This window comes from Actinomadura xylanilytica, assembly GCF_030283145.1.
GTDB classification, from domain to species: Bacteria; Actinomycetota; Actinomycetes; order Streptosporangiales; family Streptosporangiaceae; genus Spirillospora; species Spirillospora xylanilytica.
Window position 1 is genome coordinate 543678 of the sequence record NZ_JASNWE010000004.1, and the last position, 18592, is coordinate 562269.

The 18592-nt window shown below is 72.4% G+C and carries 20 protein-coding genes; 12 read left to right on the forward strand and 8 right to left on the reverse strand.

Annotated features, from left to right (window positions below; all coding sequences use genetic code 11):
- Nucleotides 1-41 precede the first annotated feature (41 nt).
- Entirely contained in the window at nucleotides 42-1232 is a 1191-nt protein-coding gene (locus tag QP090_RS26335) for an acetyl-CoA C-acetyltransferase (RefSeq protein WP_285942085.1), read from the reverse strand.
- 118 nt (nucleotides 1233-1350) lie between these two features.
- On the opposite strand from QP090_RS26335, the gene mce reads away from it, so the two are divergent.
- The 3 genes from mce to QP090_RS26350 all read left to right on the forward strand — a co-directional run bounded on the left by mce (nucleotide 1351) and on the right by QP090_RS26350 (nucleotide 5137).
- Nucleotides 1351-1773 (forward strand): methylmalonyl-CoA epimerase, encoded by a 423-nt coding sequence (gene mce / locus QP090_RS26340; protein WP_285942086.1) that lies wholly within the window; start codon nucleotides 1351-1353, stop codon nucleotides 1771-1773.
- A 298-nt stretch (nucleotides 1774-2071) separates the two neighbouring features.
- On the forward strand, nucleotides 2072-3409 hold the full coding sequence (locus QP090_RS26345) for a DivIVA domain-containing protein (RefSeq protein ID WP_285942087.1): 1338 nt from the start codon (nucleotides 2072-2074) through the stop codon (nucleotides 3407-3409).
- Nucleotides 3410-3571: 162 nt separating this feature from the next.
- Nucleotides 3572-5137 (forward strand): AI-2E family transporter, encoded by a 1566-nt coding sequence (locus QP090_RS26350; protein ID WP_285942088.1) that lies wholly within the window; start codon nucleotides 3572-3574, stop codon nucleotides 5135-5137.
- Nucleotides 5138-5346: 209 nt separating this feature from the next.
- Here the strand turns inward: QP090_RS26350 and QP090_RS26355 are convergent, their stop codons facing one another.
- From QP090_RS26355 to QP090_RS26375, 5 genes are all read right to left on the reverse strand, one after another.
- On the reverse strand, nucleotides 5347-6186 hold the full coding sequence (locus tag QP090_RS26355; protein WP_285942089.1) for an alpha/beta fold hydrolase: 840 nt from the start codon (nucleotides 6184-6186) through the stop codon (nucleotides 5347-5349).
- 69 nt (nucleotides 6187-6255) lie between these two features.
- Nucleotides 6256-6978 carry an alpha/beta hydrolase gene (locus tag QP090_RS26360; RefSeq protein ID WP_285942090.1) on the reverse strand — a complete coding sequence of 241 codons (723 nt, stop codon included), beginning with the start codon at nucleotides 6976-6978 and terminating at the stop codon, nucleotides 6256-6258.
- A gap of 103 nt (nucleotides 6979-7081) precedes the next feature.
- Entirely contained in the window at nucleotides 7082-7420 is a 339-nt protein-coding gene (locus QP090_RS26365; RefSeq protein ID WP_285942091.1) for an Rv1322 family protein, read from the reverse strand.
- A gap of 22 nt (nucleotides 7421-7442) precedes the next feature.
- Nucleotides 7443-9143, reverse strand: a complete 1701-nt coding sequence (locus tag QP090_RS26370; RefSeq protein ID WP_285942092.1) for a 3-hydroxybutyryl-CoA dehydrogenase — start codon at nucleotides 9141-9143, stop codon at nucleotides 7443-7445.
- Nucleotides 9140-9385 carry a hypothetical protein gene (locus tag QP090_RS26375; RefSeq protein ID WP_285942093.1) on the reverse strand — a complete coding sequence of 82 codons (246 nt, stop codon included), beginning with the start codon at nucleotides 9383-9385 and terminating at the stop codon, nucleotides 9140-9142. The genes QP090_RS26370 and QP090_RS26375 overlap by 4 nt, the downstream gene beginning before the upstream one ends.
- Before the next feature lie 189 nt (nucleotides 9386-9574).
- Here QP090_RS26375 and nucS point away from each other — a divergent pair, with 189 nt between their 5' ends.
- From nucS to QP090_RS26405, 6 genes are all read left to right on the forward strand, one after another.
- Nucleotides 9575-10255, forward strand: a complete 681-nt coding sequence (nucS, locus tag QP090_RS26380; RefSeq protein ID WP_285942094.1) for an endonuclease NucS — start codon at nucleotides 9575-9577, stop codon at nucleotides 10253-10255.
- 79 nt (nucleotides 10256-10334) lie between these two features.
- Nucleotides 10335-10919, forward strand: a complete 585-nt coding sequence (locus QP090_RS26385) for a TetR/AcrR family transcriptional regulator (RefSeq protein WP_285942095.1) — start codon at nucleotides 10335-10337, stop codon at nucleotides 10917-10919.
- 80 nt (nucleotides 10920-10999) lie between these two features.
- On the forward strand, nucleotides 11000-11788 hold the full coding sequence (locus tag QP090_RS26390; RefSeq protein WP_285942096.1) for a site-2 protease family protein: 789 nt from the start codon (nucleotides 11000-11002) through the stop codon (nucleotides 11786-11788).
- A 46-nt stretch (nucleotides 11789-11834) separates the two neighbouring features.
- The gene (locus tag QP090_RS26395) at nucleotides 11835-12047 is read left to right on the forward strand and encodes a hypothetical protein (protein WP_285942097.1); all 213 of its coding nucleotides are present in this window, start codon (nucleotides 11835-11837) and stop codon (nucleotides 12045-12047) included.
- Between the two features lie 56 nt (nucleotides 12048-12103).
- Nucleotides 12104-12415, forward strand: a complete 312-nt coding sequence (locus QP090_RS26400) for an ArsR/SmtB family transcription factor (RefSeq protein WP_285942098.1) — start codon at nucleotides 12104-12106, stop codon at nucleotides 12413-12415.
- 72 nt (nucleotides 12416-12487) lie between these two features.
- Nucleotides 12488-13699, forward strand: a complete 1212-nt coding sequence (locus QP090_RS26405) for an MFS transporter (RefSeq protein ID WP_285942099.1) — start codon at nucleotides 12488-12490, stop codon at nucleotides 13697-13699.
- Nucleotides 13700-13967: 268 nt separating this feature from the next.
- Here QP090_RS26405 and QP090_RS26410 read toward each other — a convergent pair whose 3' ends face one another.
- Nucleotides 13968-14252 (reverse strand): hypothetical protein, encoded by a 285-nt coding sequence (locus QP090_RS26410; RefSeq protein ID WP_285942100.1) that lies wholly within the window; start codon nucleotides 14250-14252, stop codon nucleotides 13968-13970.
- A 57-nt stretch (nucleotides 14253-14309) separates the two neighbouring features.
- On the opposite strand from QP090_RS26410, the gene QP090_RS26415 reads away from it, so the two are divergent.
- Complete coding sequence (locus QP090_RS26415; protein WP_285942101.1) at nucleotides 14310-15221, forward strand: site-2 protease family protein; 912 nt, start codon at nucleotides 14310-14312, stop codon at nucleotides 15219-15221.
- Here QP090_RS26415 and QP090_RS26420 read toward each other — a convergent pair.
- Nucleotides 15120-15764, reverse strand: coding sequence for a TetR/AcrR family transcriptional regulator (locus QP090_RS26420; protein ID WP_285942102.1), 645 nt, complete (start codon nucleotides 15762-15764; stop codon nucleotides 15120-15122). The genes QP090_RS26415 and QP090_RS26420 overlap by 102 nt on opposite strands.
- 110 nt (nucleotides 15765-15874) lie before the next feature.
- Here QP090_RS26420 and QP090_RS26425 point away from each other — a divergent pair, with 110 nt between their 5' ends.
- Nucleotides 15875-16696 carry an NAD(P)H-binding protein gene (locus QP090_RS26425; protein WP_285942103.1) on the forward strand — a complete coding sequence of 274 codons (822 nt, stop codon included), beginning with the start codon at nucleotides 15875-15877 and terminating at the stop codon, nucleotides 16694-16696.
- Between the two features lie 521 nt (nucleotides 16697-17217).
- Nucleotides 17218-18570 carry a carotenoid oxygenase family protein gene (locus tag QP090_RS26430; protein WP_285942104.1) on the forward strand — a complete coding sequence of 451 codons (1353 nt, stop codon included), beginning with the start codon at nucleotides 17218-17220 and terminating at the stop codon, nucleotides 18568-18570.
- The last annotated feature ends 22 nt before the right edge of the window (nucleotides 18571-18592 follow it).

An 18592-nucleotide genomic window follows, 5' to 3' on the forward strand; every position in this document is an offset into this window, starting at 1 on the left:
CCTGCCGGACCGCCCGGACCGGCCGGGCCGGGATCGGCAGGTCAGGCCGACGGGACGCGGAGGATCAGGGCATCGCCCTGGCCGCCGCCGCCGCAGAGGCCCGCGGCGCCGACGCCGCCGCCCCGCCGCTTGAGCTCGTAGGCCAGGTGCAGGGCGATCCGCGCGCCGGACATGCCGACCGGGTGGCCGAGGGCGATGGCACCGCCGTTGACGTTGACCTTGTCGGGGCCGACGCCGAGGTCGCGCATCGACTGGACGCCGACCGCGGCGAACGCCTCGTTGATCTCGATCAGGTCCAGGTCGCCGACCGCCAGGCCCTCCTTGCCGAGGGCGTGCTTGATCGCGTTGGCCGGCTGGGACTGGAGCGAGTTGTCCGGGCCGGCGACGTTGCCGTGCGCGCCGATCTCGGCCAGCCAGGTGAGGTCGAGCTCCTCGGCCTTGGCCTTGGACATCACCACGACGGCGGCGGCGCCGTCGGAGATCTGCGAGGACGAACCGGCGGTGATCGTGCCGTCCTTGCTGAACGCGGGGCGCAGCCGGCCGAGGGACTCGGCGGTGGTGTCGCCGCGGACGCCCTCGTCGGCGGCGAAGACGACCGGCTCGCCGCGGCGCTGCGGGATCTCGACCGGGGCGATCTCGTCGTCGAGCACCCCGTTCTTGATCGCCTCCGCGGCGCGCTGGTGCGAACGGGCGGAGAACTCGTCCTGCTCGGCGCGGGAGATGTCGAGCCGGGTGTTGTGCCGCTCGGTGGACTCGCCCATGGAGACACCGTCGAACGCGTCGGTGAGCGCGTCGTGGGCCATGTGGTCGAGCACCTCGACCGAGCCGTACTTGTAGCCGCCGCGCGACTTCGGCAGCAGGTGCGGGGCCTGGGTCATCGACTCCATCCCGCCCGCGACCACGATGTCGAACTCGCCGGCCCGGATGAGTTGGTCGGCCAGCGCGATGGCGTCCAGCCCGGACAGGCAGACCTTGTTGATCGTGATCGACGGGACGGTCATCGGGATGCCCGCCTTGACCGCGGCCTGCCGGGACGGGATCTGCCCCGCGCCGGCCTGGAGCACCTGCCCGAGGATCACGTACTCGACCTGGTCGCCGGAGACACCCGCGCGCTCCAGCGCCGCCTTGACGGCGTGCGCTCCGAGATCGGCGGCCGAGAAGTCCTTCAGGGAGCCCAGCAACCGCCCGATGGGGGTACGCGCTCCGGCGACGATCACTGACTTGGCGGTCATAAGGGGGCCTCCACGAGGGTCCGGCGGCGACGTTTGCCACCATACCCAGCAGAAGCTCGCGTCCGTCCCGCCGCGCCGGCGCCGGCGTCCGGCAGCATCACCACGAGGAGAATCGCCCATGCTGACCCGTATCGACCACATTGGCATCGCCTGCCACGACCTGGACGCGACCGTGGAGTTCTACCGGGAGACCTACGGGTTCACCGACGTGCACTTCGAGGTGAACGAGGAGCAGGGCGTGCGGGAGGCGATGCTCAAGATCAACGAGACCGGGGACGGCGCGGCCAGCTACCTCCAGCTGATCGAGCCGATCCGGGACGACTCGACCGTCGCCAAGTGGCTGGCGAAGAACGGCGAGGGCGTGCACCACATCGCGTTCGGCACCGACGGGGACGTGCAGGAGGAGGCCGACGGGATCGCGGAGAAGGGCGTGCGGGTGCTGTACGACAGCCCGCGGCGCGGCTCGCTCGGGTCGCGGATCACGTTCCTGCACCCCAAGGACGCGCACGGGGTGCTCACCGAACTCGTCGAGAAGGCATGACGAAGCACGGCCGGACATGATCGAAACGACGGTGCTCACCGTACCGGCGTTCACCCCATCGTGCTCCGAGGAACACATAAGGTGATCTGACCGAGACCTTTGAGGACCTGCGGCGACACGCAGAAACCTAACAAAAGAGACAAAGTACGCAGCGCGTCAAGATGAGCCCCCAACACGGCAGCCGCCGGAGTACGCTTCTTTCGCCGGAAGAGGTCTGGGGCCCTGCGCCCGTACAAGCACAGGCGATCAACCGGTCCCCGGAACCACCCGTAGCCCCGTCACATCAGGATTGAGCCACATGCAGTCCGACATCGACGCCCAGCTCAGCAACTTCTTTGAAGACACGCCCCCGCGCGAGTTCGACGTGGTGCTTCGCGGCTACGACCGGCACCAGGTCGACGAGCACATCAAACAGCTCGACAACGAGGTCCGGCAGACCCGCGAGCAGACGCAGGCTCTGCAACGCGAGCTCTCCGACGCGCACAGGCAGCTACAGGAACAGGAGCGCCCGACCTATTCGGGACTGGGCGCCCGGATCGAGCAGCTGCTGCGTCTCGCCGAGGAGCAGGCCACCGAGCTCGTCCAGGCCGCCCGGTCGGAGGCCAACGAGATCAAGGCCGCGGCCAAGGTCGACGCGGCCGAGCTGCGCGCCACCGCCGAGAACGAGGCCGCCGAACTGCGCGCGACCGCCCAGCGCGAGGGCGACGACATGCGCAACGCGGCCGAGCGCGAGGCCGAGGAGGTGCGCACCTCGGCCCGCCGCGAGGCCGACGAGCTGACCTCCACCACCGAGCGCGAGGTCGCCAAGCTCCGCGCCACCGCCGACCACGAGGTCGCCGAGAAGCGCGCCGCCGCCGAGCGGGAGATCGCCAAGCTCCGCACCACCACCGAGCGCGAGGTCGCGCAGCTGCGCGCCTCGACCAAGCGCGAGCGCGACGAGATCCTCACCACCGCCAAGCGGCAGGCCGACGAGATGCGCGCGCAGGCCCAGCGCATCCTGGAGGAGAGCGAGGCCCAGCGCGCCCAGGCCGAGGCCGAGTTCGAGATCCAGCTCGCCGCCCGCCGCGAGGAGGCCGACCGGCAGGACGCCGAGCGGCACGCCAACGCCCAGGCGGCCACGCAGAAGCTGGTGGCCGAGGCCGAGCAGCGGGCCGCGTCCGCCGAGCAGCGGGCCGCCAAGGCGACCCAGCAGGCCGAGCAGACCCGGCGCGAGGCCGACTCGCACGCCAAGCAGCTCATGGCCAACGCGCGCAAGAACTCCGACCAGGTCATCGCCGAGGCCAAGTCGCAGGCCGAGCAGCTGCTCGCCGAGACCAAGGCCGAGGCCGACCGGGTCCGGACCGCCGCGCAGCGCCAGGTCGACGAGCTCACCCGCCAGCGCGACAGCATCACCAGCCACCTGAACCAGCTACGTCAGCTGATCGGTGGCGTCGCGCCGGCGATGGGCGGCGGCGCGGCCGAGGCCGAGCTGCCCGCTCCCCCGGAGAAGCCCGCGATCTCGGCCGCCGAGGCCAAGCCCGCGCCCGCTCCGGCGCAGCAGCCGCAGGCCAAGCAGCAGCCCGCCGCGAAGGCCGCCGCCCCCGCCAAGGGCGCCAAGAAGTCCGACGAGGACGACGAGGACTGGTGGCAGGAATAGGCGCGTTCAGGCGGTAGAGACCGCCACCCGGGGCACCGTACGGAACCGAAAAGCCTAGAGGCGATGATCGCCTCTAGGCTTTTCGGCATCTCGACCCCTTAACGTGTGGTGTCGTGATAGCGGTCCGCGGTCCGTGGACGGCAGGACGAAGAGGAGAACGGCGTGCCCGACGAGACCCCCCGTAAGGACCGGTCGGCGGCGCCCGGAGAGGAGACCTCCGACTCGCCCTCCGAGGACCGTCCAGGCGGCCAGGTGCCCGCCCCCGCGCCACCCGCGGACGACCTGCCGGGGGAAGACCGCCCTGGCGACGGCCCGTCCGGCGCGTCGAGCGCGGCCGGCGCGTCGAGCGCGGCCGGCGAGAGCGGCGGGGCCGGCGAGAGCGGCGGGGCCGGCGACTCCTCCACCGGTCATCTGGGGGGCGGCGGCCGTCCCGGCGACATCGCCGGGCCGCCGGAGGACGAGCCCGTCCCGGCGCCGCCCGGTCAGCCGCAGGCCGGCTCGGAGCCGTCCGGTCCACCACCGTCAGGCGGGGCGTCGGAGCGCGGCGCGGCGCCCGTGCCCGCCGCCGTGGGCGAGCAGGCGGCCGTCGGGACGCCGGCCACGGGCGGCAGGACCGTCCCCGACCCCGCGCACGACATCGAGCAGCGCAAGCGCGAGGCCGGCGCCGACCAGCGGTTCCCGTTCGGCCGCCCCGGGCTGCCGCTCGGCCGCGCGCACCCGTTCGTCTTCGGGTTCACCGCCGCGCTCGGCGTGATCACCGCCTGGCTGCTGGTGCAGGCCGCCACCAACGCCAAATCGGTGATCGTGATGATCGTGGTGGCGATGTTCCTCGCGGTCGGCCTCAACCCGGCGGTGGAACGGCTGAAGCGGCTCGGCCTGTCCCGGGGCTGGGCGGTCGGCGTGGTGTTCTTCTGCGTGCTGCTGTTCTTCGCCGGCTTCGTCGCGTCCCTGGTGCCGCCGCTGACCGAGCAGGTCACCGAGCTGACCAAGAGCCTGCCCGACTACATCCAGCAGTTGCGCGGCAACCGGCGGATCGCCGACTGGGACAAGCGCTACCACCTGCTCCAGCAGGCCCAGGACAAGATCAACGAGCCGAAGTTCCAGCAGAAGCTGGCCACCGAGGCGCTGAACGTGGGCAAGGTCGCGCTGATCGGGACCTTCCAGGGCGTGACGATCCTCATCCTCACCCTGTACTTCCTCGGCTCGCTGCCGCAGATCAAGGCGTTCGCCTACCAACTCGCCCCGCGCACCCGCCGGGCCCGGGTGGCGCTGCTCGGCGACGAGATCCTGGACCGGATCGGCGGGTACGTCGCCGGGCAGTTCACCATCGCGTTCATAGCGGGGCTGACCTCCTACATCTTCCTGGAGATCCTCGACGTCCCGTACGCGCTGGCGCTGGCGCTGATCGTGGCGGTGACCGACCTGGTCCCGCTGGTCGGCGCGACGGTCGGCGCGGTGATCGTGTGCCTGGTCGCGTTCCTGACCGGCACCTTCGAGGGCATCGCCGCGGTGGTCTTCTACGTGATCTACCAGCAGGTGGAGAACTATCTGGTCTACCCGCGGGTGATGAAGCGGACGGTCGACGTGCAGCCGGCGGTGACGGTGGTGGCGGCGCTGATCGGCGGGACGCTGCTCGGCGTGCCCGGCGCCCTGCTGGCCATCCCGACGGCCGCGGCGATCTCGCTGCTCATCCGCGAGGTCGTCATCCCCCGCCAGGAGACGCTCTAGCCCGAGTTTCAAAGCCCGGCCCGGCGTCCTCGCCTGGCGGCTGTGTTTCCAACGCCCGGCCCGGCGTCCTCGCCTGGCGGCTCGGACGCCGACCGTGCTTGGGCGAGCGCGACATCGCTTCGCGATCTGGCCGGTGGGGCTCGCCTCCGGCTTCGCCCCACCGGCCAGGTAACGCGCTCGCGCGACGGCGAGGCACTTTGAGACAGGCCCTAACCCGCGGTGCGGGCCAGGGCGGCGGTGAACTCGGCGACGGCCCGGTCGAACAGGTCGGGCTGCTCGACCGGGCTCAGGTGGCCGGCCCGCGGGATGACGGTCAGCTCGGCGTCGGGCAGCGCGTCCGCCATGGCGCGCGCCTCGTCCTCGGTGGCCAGGGCGTCCTCGGCGCCCGCCAGGACGAGCGCGGGCACCTTGAGGCCGCGCAGCGTGTCGAAGGAGTCCGGCCGCGCCGCCATGGCCCGCTGCGCCCAGGCGGCGGCCGGCGCCGGGGCCGACTGCACCAGCCCGCGCACCCGGCCGTAGATCAGCGCCCGCTGCCGCAGCGTGGTCGGGCCGATCAGGCCGGGCAGCACCTCGTCGACCAGCACGCTCACATCGCCGTCGCGGCCGAGTCGTTCGGCCTGGCGCAGCCGGGCCTCGCGCACGGCGCCGGTGTCGGCGGCGGCGCGGGTGCCGGCCAGGACCACGCCGAGGACCAGGCCCGGATGGCGGCGGACCAGCGCCATCGTCACGTACCCGCCCATGGACAGGCCGCAGACGACCGCGCGGGCCACCCCGAGGCGGCGGAACAGGCCGGCCACGTCGTCGGCCATCGCGTCGACCGACGGCTCGTCCGCGCCGAGCACCGATCCGCCGAAGCCGCGCAGGTCCGGGGTGATCACCCGGAACCGGCCGGCGAGGGCCTCCCGCTGCCCGAGCCACATCGCCGACGACAGCGGGAAGGCGTGCAGCAGGACGAGCGGCGTTCCGGTGCCGACGTCCCTCGCGTAGAGCTGCACGGTCATGGTGGCACCGTCCTCCCCGTACCCGTCCCCGGCGTCCGCCGCGCACATGGCGGTCAGGCCATGGTCGCTCTTCCCGGGGCCCGGCGCGGAGGGGTGGCCGTGATCGGTCGCGCGCGTTTAGCTGTCCCGTTCGTCCCATTCGGTGGGAAGCGGGAACGCGCCGGGCGCCACCCGCCGGACGATCTCGTTCAGCACGATGCGCACGTACGGCTCGCCCACCCACAGGTGCTTCGCGCCGTCCACGGCGACGACCTCGGCCTGCGGGACGCGCTTGAACCGCTCGCGCGCCTCGGCCGGACGCAGGTAGTCGTCGAACTCGGGGACGAGCGCCACCACCGGGCGCCCGTCGGCGGCCCAGCCGTCCAGGTCGGCGTCGCCGGCCCGGTGCAGCGGCGGGGAGAGCAGGATCGCGCCCTCCACCGACGGGTCGCGTCCCCACTTGAGGGCCAGCTCGGTGCCGAACGACCAGCCGAGCAGCCAGGGATGGGGCAGGTCGTGGTACTCGGCGTACTCCACCGCCGCCGCCACGTCGTGGCGTTCGGTCTCGCCGCCGCCGAACTCGCCCTGGCTGGTGCCGCGCGCCGAGGAGGTGCCCCGCGTGTTGAAGCGCAGCACCGCCACATCGGCGAGGGCCGGCAGCCGGTAGGACGCCTTGCGCAGCACGTGGCTGTCCATCATGCCCTCGGCCGTGGGCAGCGGATGCAGGCACACCAGCGTCGCCACCGGCGGCCGTGCGGGCGGAAGCGCCAGCTCGCCGACGAGCTCCAGGCCGTCGGCGGTGTGCAGGGTGATCTCCTCGCGCCGGGCCGGCAGCACGGTCGCCGCCCTGATCTCGCCCATCGGTCTCCTCTCCTCGCCGCCGTGACCGGGTCATGATCGCCCGGACGGCGGGTCGCGCCTGGTCAGAGCCCGGCGCCCCGGCTCGGCGGCACGGGCCGCCCGGTCAGTGGCGGGGGGCGCCGCGGGACCGCTGGACGCGGGGAGCGCGGCGGGTGCGGGCCTGCCAGCACGGGCGGTGCCAGTGCCTGCGGTCGTCGGCGTCGCCGCGCCCGTCCGCGGGCCACGCGACGACGTGGCCGACCCCGGCCGCGATCTCCTGGTCGCAGCCGGGGCAGCGGTAGGGCTTGGTCGCGTTGGCGCCGGCGATCGACCGGACGATCCATGCGCCGTCCGGGCCGTCCTCGGTCTCCTGGCTCCAGTACGAGCCGCCGCCGGCCGGCCCCCCGCCGCCGTCCTGCGAACGGCGGCCCGGGGGGTTTCGGCGGTTTTTGCGGGGGCTCATGGAACCAGGATATGAGGAGGGATCAGCGCAGGGCGCGGCCCGCGGTGACGTGCTCGGTCAGCAGCGGGGCGGGCGCGAGCGCCGGTTCGCGGCTCTCCCCGTAGAGGGCGCGCAGCACCGCGACCACGCGGGCCGGGCCGATCCGGTCGAGCTCGGCGATCGGGCCCGCCGGGTAGCCGCAGCCCAGCGTCATCGCGGCGTCGATCGCGTCGGCGTCGGCGTAGCCCGCGCCGAGCATCGCGGCGGCGTCGTTGAGGTAGGGGAAGCGCAGGGCGTCCACGATGAAGCCGGCGCGGTCGCGGCCGTGCACCGGGGTCAGGCCGAGCCGCTCGGCGAGTGCCGCCGCGCGGTCCGCGAGGCCGGGCGCGCCGGCCACGGTGGTGGCGATCTCGACCAGCGTGCCGTCCGCCTCGGGGAAGTGCAGGCCGACCACGGCGCCGGGCCGGCCGGTGGCGACCGCCGCCTCGATCACCGGGACCGTGGCGGACGTGGTGGCCAGCACCGCGTCGGGCCTGGCCACGCGGCCGAGCGAGGCCAGCGGCGACCGGTCCGCCGCGGCGTCGCCGTCGGCCCCGGCGTGGATGATCAGATCGCAGTCGGCGAGGGCGCCGAGGTCGGTGCCGCCGCCGAGCCGGGACCGGGCGGCGGGGTCGTCGGCGAGGGCCTGGCCGAGCGCGGCGCGGAGGCCGTCGGCGGCGCTCTGGTCACCGGCCGCGTACCGGACGGTGCCGCCGGCGCGCGCGAGGGTCGCGATGATCCCGGCGGCGGGGGACGCGGCGGACGAACCGGCCACGACGCCGACGGTGGGGGGTTCGGCGGCGGTGGTCTCCTCCGCCTGCGCGCTCACCGCGTCGCCGGCCTGCTGGTCGTAGCGGTGGAAGCCCTGGCCGGTCTTGCGTCCGAGGAGCCCGGCGGTGACCAGCTCGCGCAGCACCGGCGCGGGCGCGTGCCGCCGGTCGCGGGACTCGGCGTAGACGGCCTCCAGTACTTCGAGGCAGGTGTCCAGGCCGATCAGGTCCATCAGGGCGAACGGGCCCATCGGCAGCCCGGCCCCCGCCTTCATCGCGGTGTCGATGTCGTCGCGGGTGGCGTGCCCGGAGTCCAGCATCCGGGCGGCCTGGTTGAGGTAGCCGAACAGCAGCCGGTTGGCGACGAACCCGGCGCGGTCGCCGATGCTCACCGGGGTCTTGCCGAGGCCGCGCACCAGCTCGGCCACGCGGGCCGCCGCGGCCGGCTCGGTGAGCACCGTGCCGATCACCTCGACCAGCTTCATCACCGGGGCCGGGTTGAAGAAGTGCACCCCGACGATCTTGGTGGGCCGGCCGGTGGTGACCGCGATGTCGGTGACCGACAGCGACGAGGTGTTGGTGGCCAGCACCGCGTCGGCGCGGCAGACCTTGTCGAGCTCGGCGAACACGCGCCGCTTGAGGTCCAGCCGTTCCGGCACGGCCTCGATCACCAGGTCGCACTCGCCGAGGTCGGCGAAGTCGGTGGACAGCGCGATCCGGTCGAGGATCCCGTGCCGCGCCTCCTCGGTCAGCCGGCCGCGCTTGACGGCGCGTCCGGTCGAGCCCTCCAGGTGCCCGCGCCCGCGCTCCAGGGCGCCCTGGTCGACCTCGATCCCGACCACCGCCAGGCCGCCCCTGGCCAGCACCTCGGCGATGCCCGCGCCCATGGTGCCCAGTCCGACGACCCCGACCTTGCTGAACGAAGCACTGCTCATGGGACCGCAGTCTCGCAGAACCGCGCGCCGCCGGGTCGTTCAGGGGCCGTGACGGTGCGCCCGGTCCCGGTCCCGGCCGCGGGACTGCGGCGCGGGCGCCGGGTGACGACCGGCAGCGCCCGCTCCTCCCAGAACCTCCGGGCCCGCCGCATCTCCCGGACGTCCCGGGCAGCCTCGGCCGCGGCCCGCAGGTCCCGGGCGCGCTCCGTCATGATCGAGTAGGTGATGTCGCTGTGGAACACGGCCACTCCTCCGTCCGCGGGCCGCCTCGTCCGGCCCTGTAGTGACGAGGTTCGCCCTAAGGCGCGCACCCCGGCATCGGGACGACGCCCTAGATCCGGCACCGGGGACGTCTTAGCCGCCCCGTCGGGCTCACCTGCGGGGCCGGAGTTGGTCACGAGCGGGCCGCCACGTCACTAAGGTGGGGCACCGTGCGTCTCGTAATCGCCCGGTGCAGCGTCGACTACGCCGGCAAGCTCACCGCCCACCTGCCGATGGCCCCCAGGCTCGTCCTGATCAAGGCCGACGGGAGCGTGAGCGTCCATGCCGACGATCGCGCCTACAAGCCGCTGAACTGGATGAACCCGCCCTGCTCGCTGCGCGAGGAGCCGTTCGAGGAGAACGGCGCCGTCGCCCGCTGGACGGTGACCCACGGCAAGTCGGGCGAGCGGCTCATCCTCACCATCGAGGAGATCCTGCACGACACCAGCCACGAGCTGGGCCTGGACCCCGGACTCCAGAAGGACGGCGTCGAGGCGCACCTCCAGGAGCTGCTCGCCGAGCACATCACCACGCTCGGCGACGGGTGGACGCTGGTCCGCCGCGAGTTCCCGACCGCGATCGGGCCGGTCGACATCCTGTGCCGCGACGCGGGCAGCGCGACGGTCGCGGTCGAGATCAAGCGGCGCGGCGAGATCGACGGCGTCGAGCAGCTCACCCGCTATCTCGACCTGCTCAACCGCGACCCGCACCTGGCCCCGGTCCGCGGGATCTTCGCGGCGCAGGAGATCAAGCCCCAGGCGCGGGTGCTGGCCCTCGACCGCGGCATCGACTGCGTGACGCTCGACTACGACGCGCTCCGCGGCATCGAGCACGAGGGCACCCTCTTCTGACTCCGCCGCCGCGGACGGCTCCCGCTCCCGGACGCCGGCGTACTCGCTGGACCGGCCGGGGCGCCGGTAATCTTCAGGCATGCCCCCGGCGACCACCGACACCACGCGCGAGCGCATCATCGACGCGGCCGAGGAGTGCTTCGCGCGCTTCGGAGTGGCCAAGACCACCGTCGAGGACATCGCGGCGTCCGCCGGACTGTCCAGGGCGACGGTCTACCGGAGTATCACCGGCGGCCGGGACGAGCTGATCCTCGCCGTCGTCCTGCGCGACCTGCACCGCTTCCTCGACCGGCTGGCCACCCGGCTGCGGCAGGAGCGCTCGGTGCCGGAGGCGATCGTCGAGGGCACCCTGGACGCGGTCCGGTTCGTCCGGGCCGAGCCCGCGATCGCGCGGTTCCTGGTGCCCGAGGCCGCGGGCCACATGCAGGCGGCGGTGGCCGGGGCCGCCGAGCACGTGCTGGACCAGTGCTGCGACTACGTCCGGCCGTACTTCGAGCAGGCGCAGCGGCAGCACCGGCTCCGGCCCGACATCGAGGTCGAGGGCACGGTCGAGTTCCTCTTCCGGATCATCACCTCGCTCATCGTGATGGACCGCGACCGGGACGCCGACGGACTGCGCCGCTTCCTGCGCACCTACGTCGTGCCGGTGATCGCCGCTCCTTGACGCGGGCGCTACAGGCGAGGCGGTAGCTTCGGGGAGCAGGCGGCCGGACGTCCGGAACGCCACGGACGAGAGGGGCCGTGATGGGGACGGTACGCGGGAACGGGGGAGGCTCGGCGGCGGTCCGGCCGAGCCCGGTGTTCCTGGCGATCGTGGCGGTGACCGTCCTGTGCGGCCTGATCGCGTGGCGGTACGGGCTGCTGCGCGACACCCCGGCCCGGGTAGCGGTGTTCGGCTTCGTCATCGCGGCCTGGGTGCTGTCGCTGTGCGTGCACGAGTTCGGGCACGCCTACACCGCGTTCCGGTCCGGCGACCACAGCGTCGCCACCCGCGGCTACCTCACCCTGAACCCGGCCCGGTACGCCGACGTGACGCTGAGCTTCGCGATCCCGGTGCTGTTCATCCTGATCGGCGGGATCGGGCTGCCCGGCGGCGCGGTCTGGATCGACCGCGGCGCGATCAGGGGCCGGGTCCGGCACAGCCTGATCTCGGCGGCGGGGCCGCTGTCGAACGCGGTATTCGCGGTGATGCTCGCGGTCATCTACAAGAACTTCTTCTCGCTGACGCACGCCACGTTCTGGGCCGCGCTCGCGTTCCTGGTGTTCCTCCAGGTGACCGCCGCGCTGCTCAACCTGCTGCCGATCCCTGGCCTGGACGGATTCGGCATCATCGAGCCGTACCTGCCGCGGCGCTGGGTCGAGCAGGCCAACGCGGTCGGCGGCTACGTCTTCCTGCTGCTGATCGCGCTGCTCTGGCTGGGCCCAATCAACGAGGCGTTCTTCGGCCTCATCTACCACCTCACCGACGCGATCGGCGTCGACGAGAGCGGCATCCGGTACGGGCTCGGCCTGTTCCGGTTCTGGAGCGACTGAGCCACGGCCGCCAGTCCGGGGGCGTCCGGCCGGGCGGTCCGGCCAGGTGGCCGACGATGCGGCGCAGCTGCTCGGCGTACCGCTCCTGGAACTCCGGCGAGTCGGGCCGACTCCGAGGATGCGGCGCACCGCCAGCGGCGTCGCGGCGGTGATGGAGACGGCGGCGGTCAGCACCAGCATGGCGTGGATGGCGCACGCGGAGGGGCCGAAGGCTCTGTTCGATCACGCGGTGGGCCGGCTGCGATCCATTCCCGCTTGACAAGACTCTACATATCGCGAAAACTAGATACCGGAAGAGAGTGGAGAGGTGACCTGGTGGACCCCCTGACCGTACACAAGGCGCTCGCCAACCCCGCGCGCCTGCAGTTCATGCAGTGGCTCAAGGATCCGGCGAAGTACTTCGACGAGGACTCCTACCAGCAGCAGGGGCTCGGCTTCCACATCGGCGTGTGCGTCGGCGACATCCAGAAGCGTGCCGGACTGGCCCAGTCGGTGGTGTCCGGCTATTTGCAGGCCCTGAAGGACGCGGGGCTGCTCACCTCGGAACGCATCGGCAAGTGGACCTACTACCGACGCAACGAAACAGTGATCGCCGAGTTCGCCACGCACGTCCGCGACGAGCTGTAGCCCGCCCGATTCCACGCATGCACCCCCCACAGCGAAACATATCTACTTTTCTAGATTTGATGAAAGGTCGCGATGAGAAAGACCTCCCTCACCGTCCTGGTGCTCGCCCTGGGCGTGTTCGGGATCATCACCACCGAGATGGGCATGGTCGGCGTGCTCCCCCAGGTCTCGGCCGAGCTCGGTGTCACGCCGTCCGCCGCGGGGTGGCTTGTCGGGGCCTTTGCCCTGGTCATCGCCGTGTCCGGGCCGTTCACAACACTGCTCGCCTCCGGCATCGACCGTAAGAAGGTGCTCGCCGCCGCAATCGCGGTGTTCGCCGTCTCCAACGTCGTCTACGCGCTCACCACGCAGTACGAGGTGATGCTGGCCTTCCGCGTCGTGCCCGCCCTCTTCCATCCGGTGTTCTTCGCGGTCGCGCTCGCGACCGCCGCACGGCTGGTGCCCGCCGAGGACGCGACCCGGGCCACGACGACCGTGTTCGGCGGTGTCACCGTCGGCTTCGCCTTCGGTGTGCCGCTGACCTCGTACCTCGCCGAGCATGTGTCCCTGGCGTCGGCGTTCTGGCTCGGTGCGCTCGTCAACCTGATCGCCTTCCTCGGCATTCTGCGGTTCGTACCGCCGATGCCCGTCGGGCAACGTGTTTCCCACGGTGCCCAGTTGAGCGTTCTCAAGCGGCCCCGGATGTGGCTGACCATTGCGTCCGTCGTCTTCGTCTTCGCCGCGATGTTCTCGGTCTACGGCTACTTCGCCGAGTACCTGGGCCAGGTCACGCACATGGACGGCACCTGGGTCAGCGCCATGCTGATGGCGTTCGGCATCGTGATGATCCTTGGGAACTTCGCCTTCGGCGGTCTGCTGCGGCGCGACCTGATCCGTACCGTGGTCGCCTACCCGGTCCTGTGCCTGCTCGTCTACGTGCTCCTGTACGCCGTCGGCCACATGTTCGCGCCGATGGTCCTGGCCGTACTGGTCTGGGGGGCCGTGCACTCCGGCGGGCTCGTCGTGAGCCAGAGCTGGCTGGGGAGGGACGCCGTCGACGCGCCCGAGTTCGGCAACAGCCTCTTCATCTCGTTCTCGAACCTCGGCATCACCGTCGGAACCGCGGTCGGAGGCTGGGTCCTGGCCGAGTACGGTGCCCGCCAACTCGCCTGGGCAGGCATGGGTTTCGCGGTCGCCGCCCTGATCACCATGGCGCTGCGACTGGGCCTGGAACGCACCGGCGGCAAGCGACAGAAGCCGCTGCCCGCTCCGAAGGCTCGGACACTCGGAGGGGCTCGGACCTGAGGCGATCGAGCCGGGGCGATGCCATGACATGACCCCGGTGGGCGTGGCACGTTTTGCCGCAGATCCAGCAGAGTGCCGCCGTGCGAGAGGTCGGCATGGGTGCGCCCCAGTGCGCCCTACCAATCCCCGCCTGCCCGGACCGGAACCCGGTCGGCGGCCGGGCGGCGCGCACCGCACGTGACCGCGATACGGGGGCGATCCCGCGACCTCACCGTGACCGAGACCGGCGCTGTAGTTCGGATTCTCGTTCCTCGGTTCGCCACCCCCGTCACGCGACCGGGGACTCCGCGGAGGGCTGGCGGGCCCCAGTCTCTGCGGTACTGACCGGGACAGCCCGTCGGCGCGGGTGGAACACCCGGCCGCCCAGCAGCACGAAGCGAACCACGGTCGCCAGGGCGTAGGAGGCCAGCATCGCCGCGACCTCGAAGGCCCGCGGGGCGGTCGGCGCGAGCAGGTGCACCAGGCCGAGCCCGCCGCTGCTGAGCGCCAGGCCGATCAAGAAGACGACACCGCCCTCCACCTGATGCCGCAGTGCCCCCTGTGATCCGACCACCCGAACGTGAAGCGGCGGTTCGCCGCCGTGTTCGCGCCACGGACGAGAGGGGCCGTGATGGGGACGGTAGGCGGGGACCGGGGACGATCGGCGGTCCGGCCGAGCCCGGTGTTCCTGGCGATCGTGGCGGTGACCGTCCTGTGCGGCCTGATCGCGTGGCGGTACGGGCTGCTGCGCGACACCCCGGCCCGGGTAGCGGTGTTCGGCTTCGTCATCGCCGCCTGGGTGCTGTCGCTGTGCGTGCACGAGTTCGGGCACGCCTACACCGCGTTCCGGTCCGGCGACCACAGCGTCGCCACCCGCGGCTACCTCACCCTGAACCCGGCCCGGTACGCCGACGTGACGCTGAGCTTCGCGATCCCGGTGCTGTTCATCCTGATCGGCGGGATCGGGCTGCCCGGCGGGGCGGTCTGGATCGACCGCGGCGCGATCAGGGGCCGGGTCCGGCACAGCCTGATCTCGGCGGCGGGGCCGCTGTCGAACGCGGTATTCGCGGTGATGCTCGCGGTCATCTACAAGAACTTCTTCTCGATCGGCCACGCCACGTTCTGGGCCGCGCTGGCGTTCCTGGTGTTCCTCCAGGTGACCGCGGCGCTGCTCAACCTGCTGCCGATCCCGGGCCTGGACGGCTTCGGCATCATCGAGCCGTACCTGCCGCGGCGCTGGGTCGAGCAGGCCAACGCGGTCGGCGGCTACGTCTTCCTGGTGCTGATCGCGCTGCTGTGGCTGGGCCCAATCAACGAGGCGTTCTTCGGCCTCGTCTACCACCTCACCGACGCGATCGGCGTCGACGAGAGCGGCATCCGGTACGGGCTCGAGCTCTTCCGCTTCTGGAACCACCGACCCCCGCGCCGGATGCCCGGCGGGTCAGGCGGTGGGGGCGTCCGGCGTGGTCTGGCCGGACGGTCCGGCCAGGTGGCGGACGATCCGGCTCAGCTGTTCGGCATACCGCTCCTGGAACTCCGGTGAGTCGGGGGAGAGGCCGAAGATGCGGCGCACCGCCAGGGGCATCGCCGCGGTGATGGAGACGGCGGCGGTCAGCACCAGCATGACGGCGGCCGGGTCGAGGTCGGCGGCCAGCTCGCCGGCGGCCTGGCGGCGTTCCAGGTCGGACAGGTCCTCGGGCGGGCCCGGCTCGATCTGCTCGAGGTCCTCGGTCAGGCCACGCCAGAGGTTCAGCCGGGTGCCGCGCGGGTCGTCCAGCGTGTGCCGCAGATAGCGGACCATCACCTCGTCGAGCGGGAGCGCGGAGTCGTTGAACTCGTCCTCGCGCACCAGCCAGAGGCGGCCGAGCTCGCAGTAGAGCCCCTCCTTGCCGCCGAAGTAATAGTTGATGAGCTGCTTGTTGACGCCCGCGCGGTCGGCGATGTCCTGGACCCGGGCGCCGGCGTAGCCCTTGGCGGAGAACACGTCCATGGCCGCCTCGATCAACGCGCGTCGGGAGCGCTCGGCGTCGACCTTGCGCTCGTCCGGGGTCGGGGACCGCCGCGGTCCCCTCGTCGTGTCCGTCACGGGCGTCATCGTAGCCGCATGCCCGAACCCATCATCCATCCGGCTGTTTGACAAGTTCATCCAATTGGTTGAATCTAATCCCGGCACTCGCCCCCCTGAGGAGACAACCGATGATTCTTGTGACAGGCGCCACCGGGAACGTGGGCCGCCACGTCGTCGACGAGGTGCTCGACGCGGGCCGGAAGGTCCGCGCACTGACCCGCGACCCCGCCACCGCCGCACTGCCCGTGGACGTCGAGGTGGCCAGGACCGACGCGATGCCGTTGGACGGCGTCGAGTCGATCTTCCTGAACCTCTCGGTCTTCTGGACCGGCCTCGGCGACCTGCTCCCGCGCGCCAGCGCGGCCGGGGTCCGGCGCGTGGTCATGCTGTCGTCCGCCGCGGCGCTCGACGAGGACCCGGACAACGAACTGGCCGCGCACCACCGCGGAGCGGAGCGGGCGATCGAGGACTCCGGGCTGGAGTGGACCTTCGTCCGTCCCGGCGAGTTCTGCACGAACGCCCTCGGCTGGCGCGACGAGATCAGGTCCGGCGAGCCGGTCCGCAACGCGTTCGCCGGGGCGGCCATGGCGCCGATCCACGAGCGCGACATCGCCGCGGTCGCGGCCCGCGCTCTGGTGACCGACGACCTGGTCGGCGCCGCGCCGCTGCTCAGCGGGCCCGAGTCGCTCACCCACCCGGACATGGTGGCGATCATCGGCGCGGCCGTCGGCCGTCCGGCCCGGTTCGAGGAGATCACCGAGGCGGAGGCGCGCGAGGCGATGCTGAGCCGTCCGTACATGCGACCCGGCCTGGTGGACGTCCTGATGCGGCTCCGCGCCACGTCGGTGGGCCGTCCGGCCGAGATCTCGCCCGAGGTCGAGCGGATCACCGGCCGCCCCGGCCGCTCGTTCGCCGAGTGGGCCGCCGACCACGCCGCCGACTTCCGGTGACCGGCCCGCCGGCGGACCGCGCGACCGCACGGTCCGCCGGCGGCAGGACGAGCCCCGCTGACAAGCCCCACTGACCTCCCCTGGATCCTGCTCGCCGCGGCGATCGTGCTCGTCGTCCTGGACCGCAGGGCGGGCCACCCGTGGAACTCCTGATGCCGGAGAGCGCCACCACCGTCTTCATGGCGCTGCTGACCACGCTCGCGTTCACCGTCCCTGACTCCCCGGTGATGAAGTACGGCGCGGCGCTCGCCAATCACCGCCACCGGCCTGTTCCGCGACATCAACCGGATACTCACACTCGTGTGGGCGGTGAGTTTCACCGCGACCGCCGCCGTTCTAGGCTGTGTGCAGGCGCCGGACCCGCACCCGGAAGCGCCGTTCCTCGAAGCTCGAAGCCCAGCCGACCCCCCGCTGAACGCCCCGCCGGTGAACGCCCCGTCCGCTGAACGGCCCGTCCGCACCGCTCCCTCAGCGGCCCGCCACCGTCGCCGGCACCGTCCAGCATCGAAGGGAAGCCCGAGATGAGCGAAGACAGCACCGCCCGGCCCGCGCCCTGGCTCGACGGACACCTCGCGCCCGTGCCCGATGAGATCGACGCCGTCGACCTCCCGGTCATCGGGAGCCTCCCGGCCGAGCTGACCGGCCGCTACTTCCGCAACGGCCCGAACCCGCTGCCCGGCGAGCCGAGCCGGCACTGGTTCCTCGGCCACGGGATGCTGCACGGCCTGCGGCTGCGCGACGGGCGCGCCGAGTGGTACCGCAACCGCTGGGTGCGCACCAGCGCGTTCACCGACGACGCCGAGTTCCTGCGGGACGACCTCACCTTCGACCGCGCGGCGGTGGCGGCCAACACCCACGTCGTCCCGCACGACGGCAAGATCCTCGCGCTGGTCGAGGTCGGGCTCCCCCATGCGGTGACGCCCGAGCTCGACACCGTCGGCCCCTGCGACTTCGACGGCCGGCTCACCACCGCGATGACGGCGCATCCGAAGCAGGACCCGGTCACCGGCGAGCTGCTGTTCTTCGGGTACGGGATGCTCCCGCCGTACCTGACCTACCACCGCCTGTCCCCGGCCGGTGAGCTGGTCGAGAGCCGCGAGGTCGAGGTGCCCGGCCCGACGATGATGCACGACTTCGCGATCACCGAGAACCATGTGGTCTGGCTCGACCTGCCCGTGGTGTTCGACCTCGACCTGGCCATGGCCGAGGACCGCGGCATGCCGTTCCGCTGGGACGACGCGTACGGCGCGCGGCTCGGCGTGATGCCGCGCTCGGGCGACGGTCCCGTGCGGTGGTTCGACGTCGACCCCTGCTATGTGTTCCACGTGGGCAACGCGCACGAGGACGCGGCCGGACGGATCGTGCTGGACGGGGCGCGCTACCTGCCGGAGGAGTTCACCGCCCTGTGGGGGGTGACGGGCGGCGCGGCCGACCCGGTCGGGACCACCCTGAACGTCGAGAACGCGAGGCTGCACCGCTGGATCCTCGACCCGTCCACCGGGAAGGCCGTCGAGCACCGGGTCGACGACCGCCGGACGGAGTTCCCGACGCACAACGCGTCCCGTACCGGGCGCGAGCACCGCTACCTCTACACGGTGGCCGGCGGCGCGATCGTGAAGTACGACCTGCGCGCCGGGTCCTCGTCGGCGCTGGAGCTGGGCACCGGCATGGCGGCGGGCGAGGCGGTGTTCGTCCCCGCCGAGGCCGCGCGCGCCGAGGACGACGGCTGGCTGCTGTCGATCGTGTCCGACCGCGCGGGCGCCGGATCGGAGCTGCTGGTGCTGAACGCGGCCGACCTGTCGCGGGCGGCGTGCGTCCGCCTGCCGCGGCGCGTCCCGGCGGGATTCCACGGGAGCTGGATCCCGGACGCCTGACCATCCCCCACACCGCTTCCCG

What these genes read in the sequence shown, in the direction of transcription:
- mce (WP_285942086.1), top strand. Translation starts at nt 1,351, where the DNA reads ATGCTGACCCGTATCGACCACATTGGCATCGCCTGCCACGACCTGGAC.
- QP090_RS26425 (WP_285942103.1), top strand. Translation starts at nt 15,875, where the DNA reads ATGATTCTTGTGACAGGCGCCACCGGGAACGTGGGCCGCCACGTCGTC.
- QP090_RS26415 (WP_285942101.1), top strand. Translation starts at nt 14,310, where the DNA reads ATGGGGACGGTAGGCGGGGACCGGGGACGATCGGCGGTCCGGCCGAGC.
- QP090_RS26335 (WP_285942085.1), bottom strand. Translation starts at nt 1,232, where the DNA reads ATGACCGCCAAGTCAGTGATCGTCGCCGGAGCGCGTACCCCCATCGGG.
- QP090_RS26365 (WP_285942091.1), bottom strand. Translation starts at nt 7,420, where the DNA reads ATGAGCCCCCGCAAAAACCGCCGAAACCCCCCGGGCCGCCGTTCGCAG.
- QP090_RS26405 (WP_285942099.1), top strand. Translation starts at nt 12,488, where the DNA reads ATGAGAAAGACCTCCCTCACCGTCCTGGTGCTCGCCCTGGGCGTGTTC.
- QP090_RS26345 (WP_285942087.1), top strand. Translation starts at nt 2,072, where the DNA reads ATGCAGTCCGACATCGACGCCCAGCTCAGCAACTTCTTTGAAGACACG.
- QP090_RS26360 (WP_285942090.1), bottom strand. Translation starts at nt 6,978, where the DNA reads ATGGGCGAGATCAGGGCGGCGACCGTGCTGCCGGCCCGGCGCGAGGAG.
- QP090_RS26385 (WP_285942095.1), top strand. Translation starts at nt 10,335, where the DNA reads ATGCCCCCGGCGACCACCGACACCACGCGCGAGCGCATCATCGACGCG.
- QP090_RS26370 (WP_285942092.1), bottom strand. Translation starts at nt 9,143, where the DNA reads ATGAGCAGTGCTTCGTTCAGCAAGGTCGGGGTCGTCGGACTGGGCACC.
- QP090_RS26355 (WP_285942089.1), bottom strand. Translation starts at nt 6,186, where the DNA reads ATGTGCGCGGCGGACGCCGGGGACGGGTACGGGGAGGACGGTGCCACC.
- QP090_RS26390 (WP_285942096.1), top strand. Translation starts at nt 11,000, where the DNA reads ATGGGGACGGTACGCGGGAACGGGGGAGGCTCGGCGGCGGTCCGGCCG.
- QP090_RS26430 (WP_285942104.1), top strand. Translation starts at nt 17,218, where the DNA reads ATGAGCGAAGACAGCACCGCCCGGCCCGCGCCCTGGCTCGACGGACAC.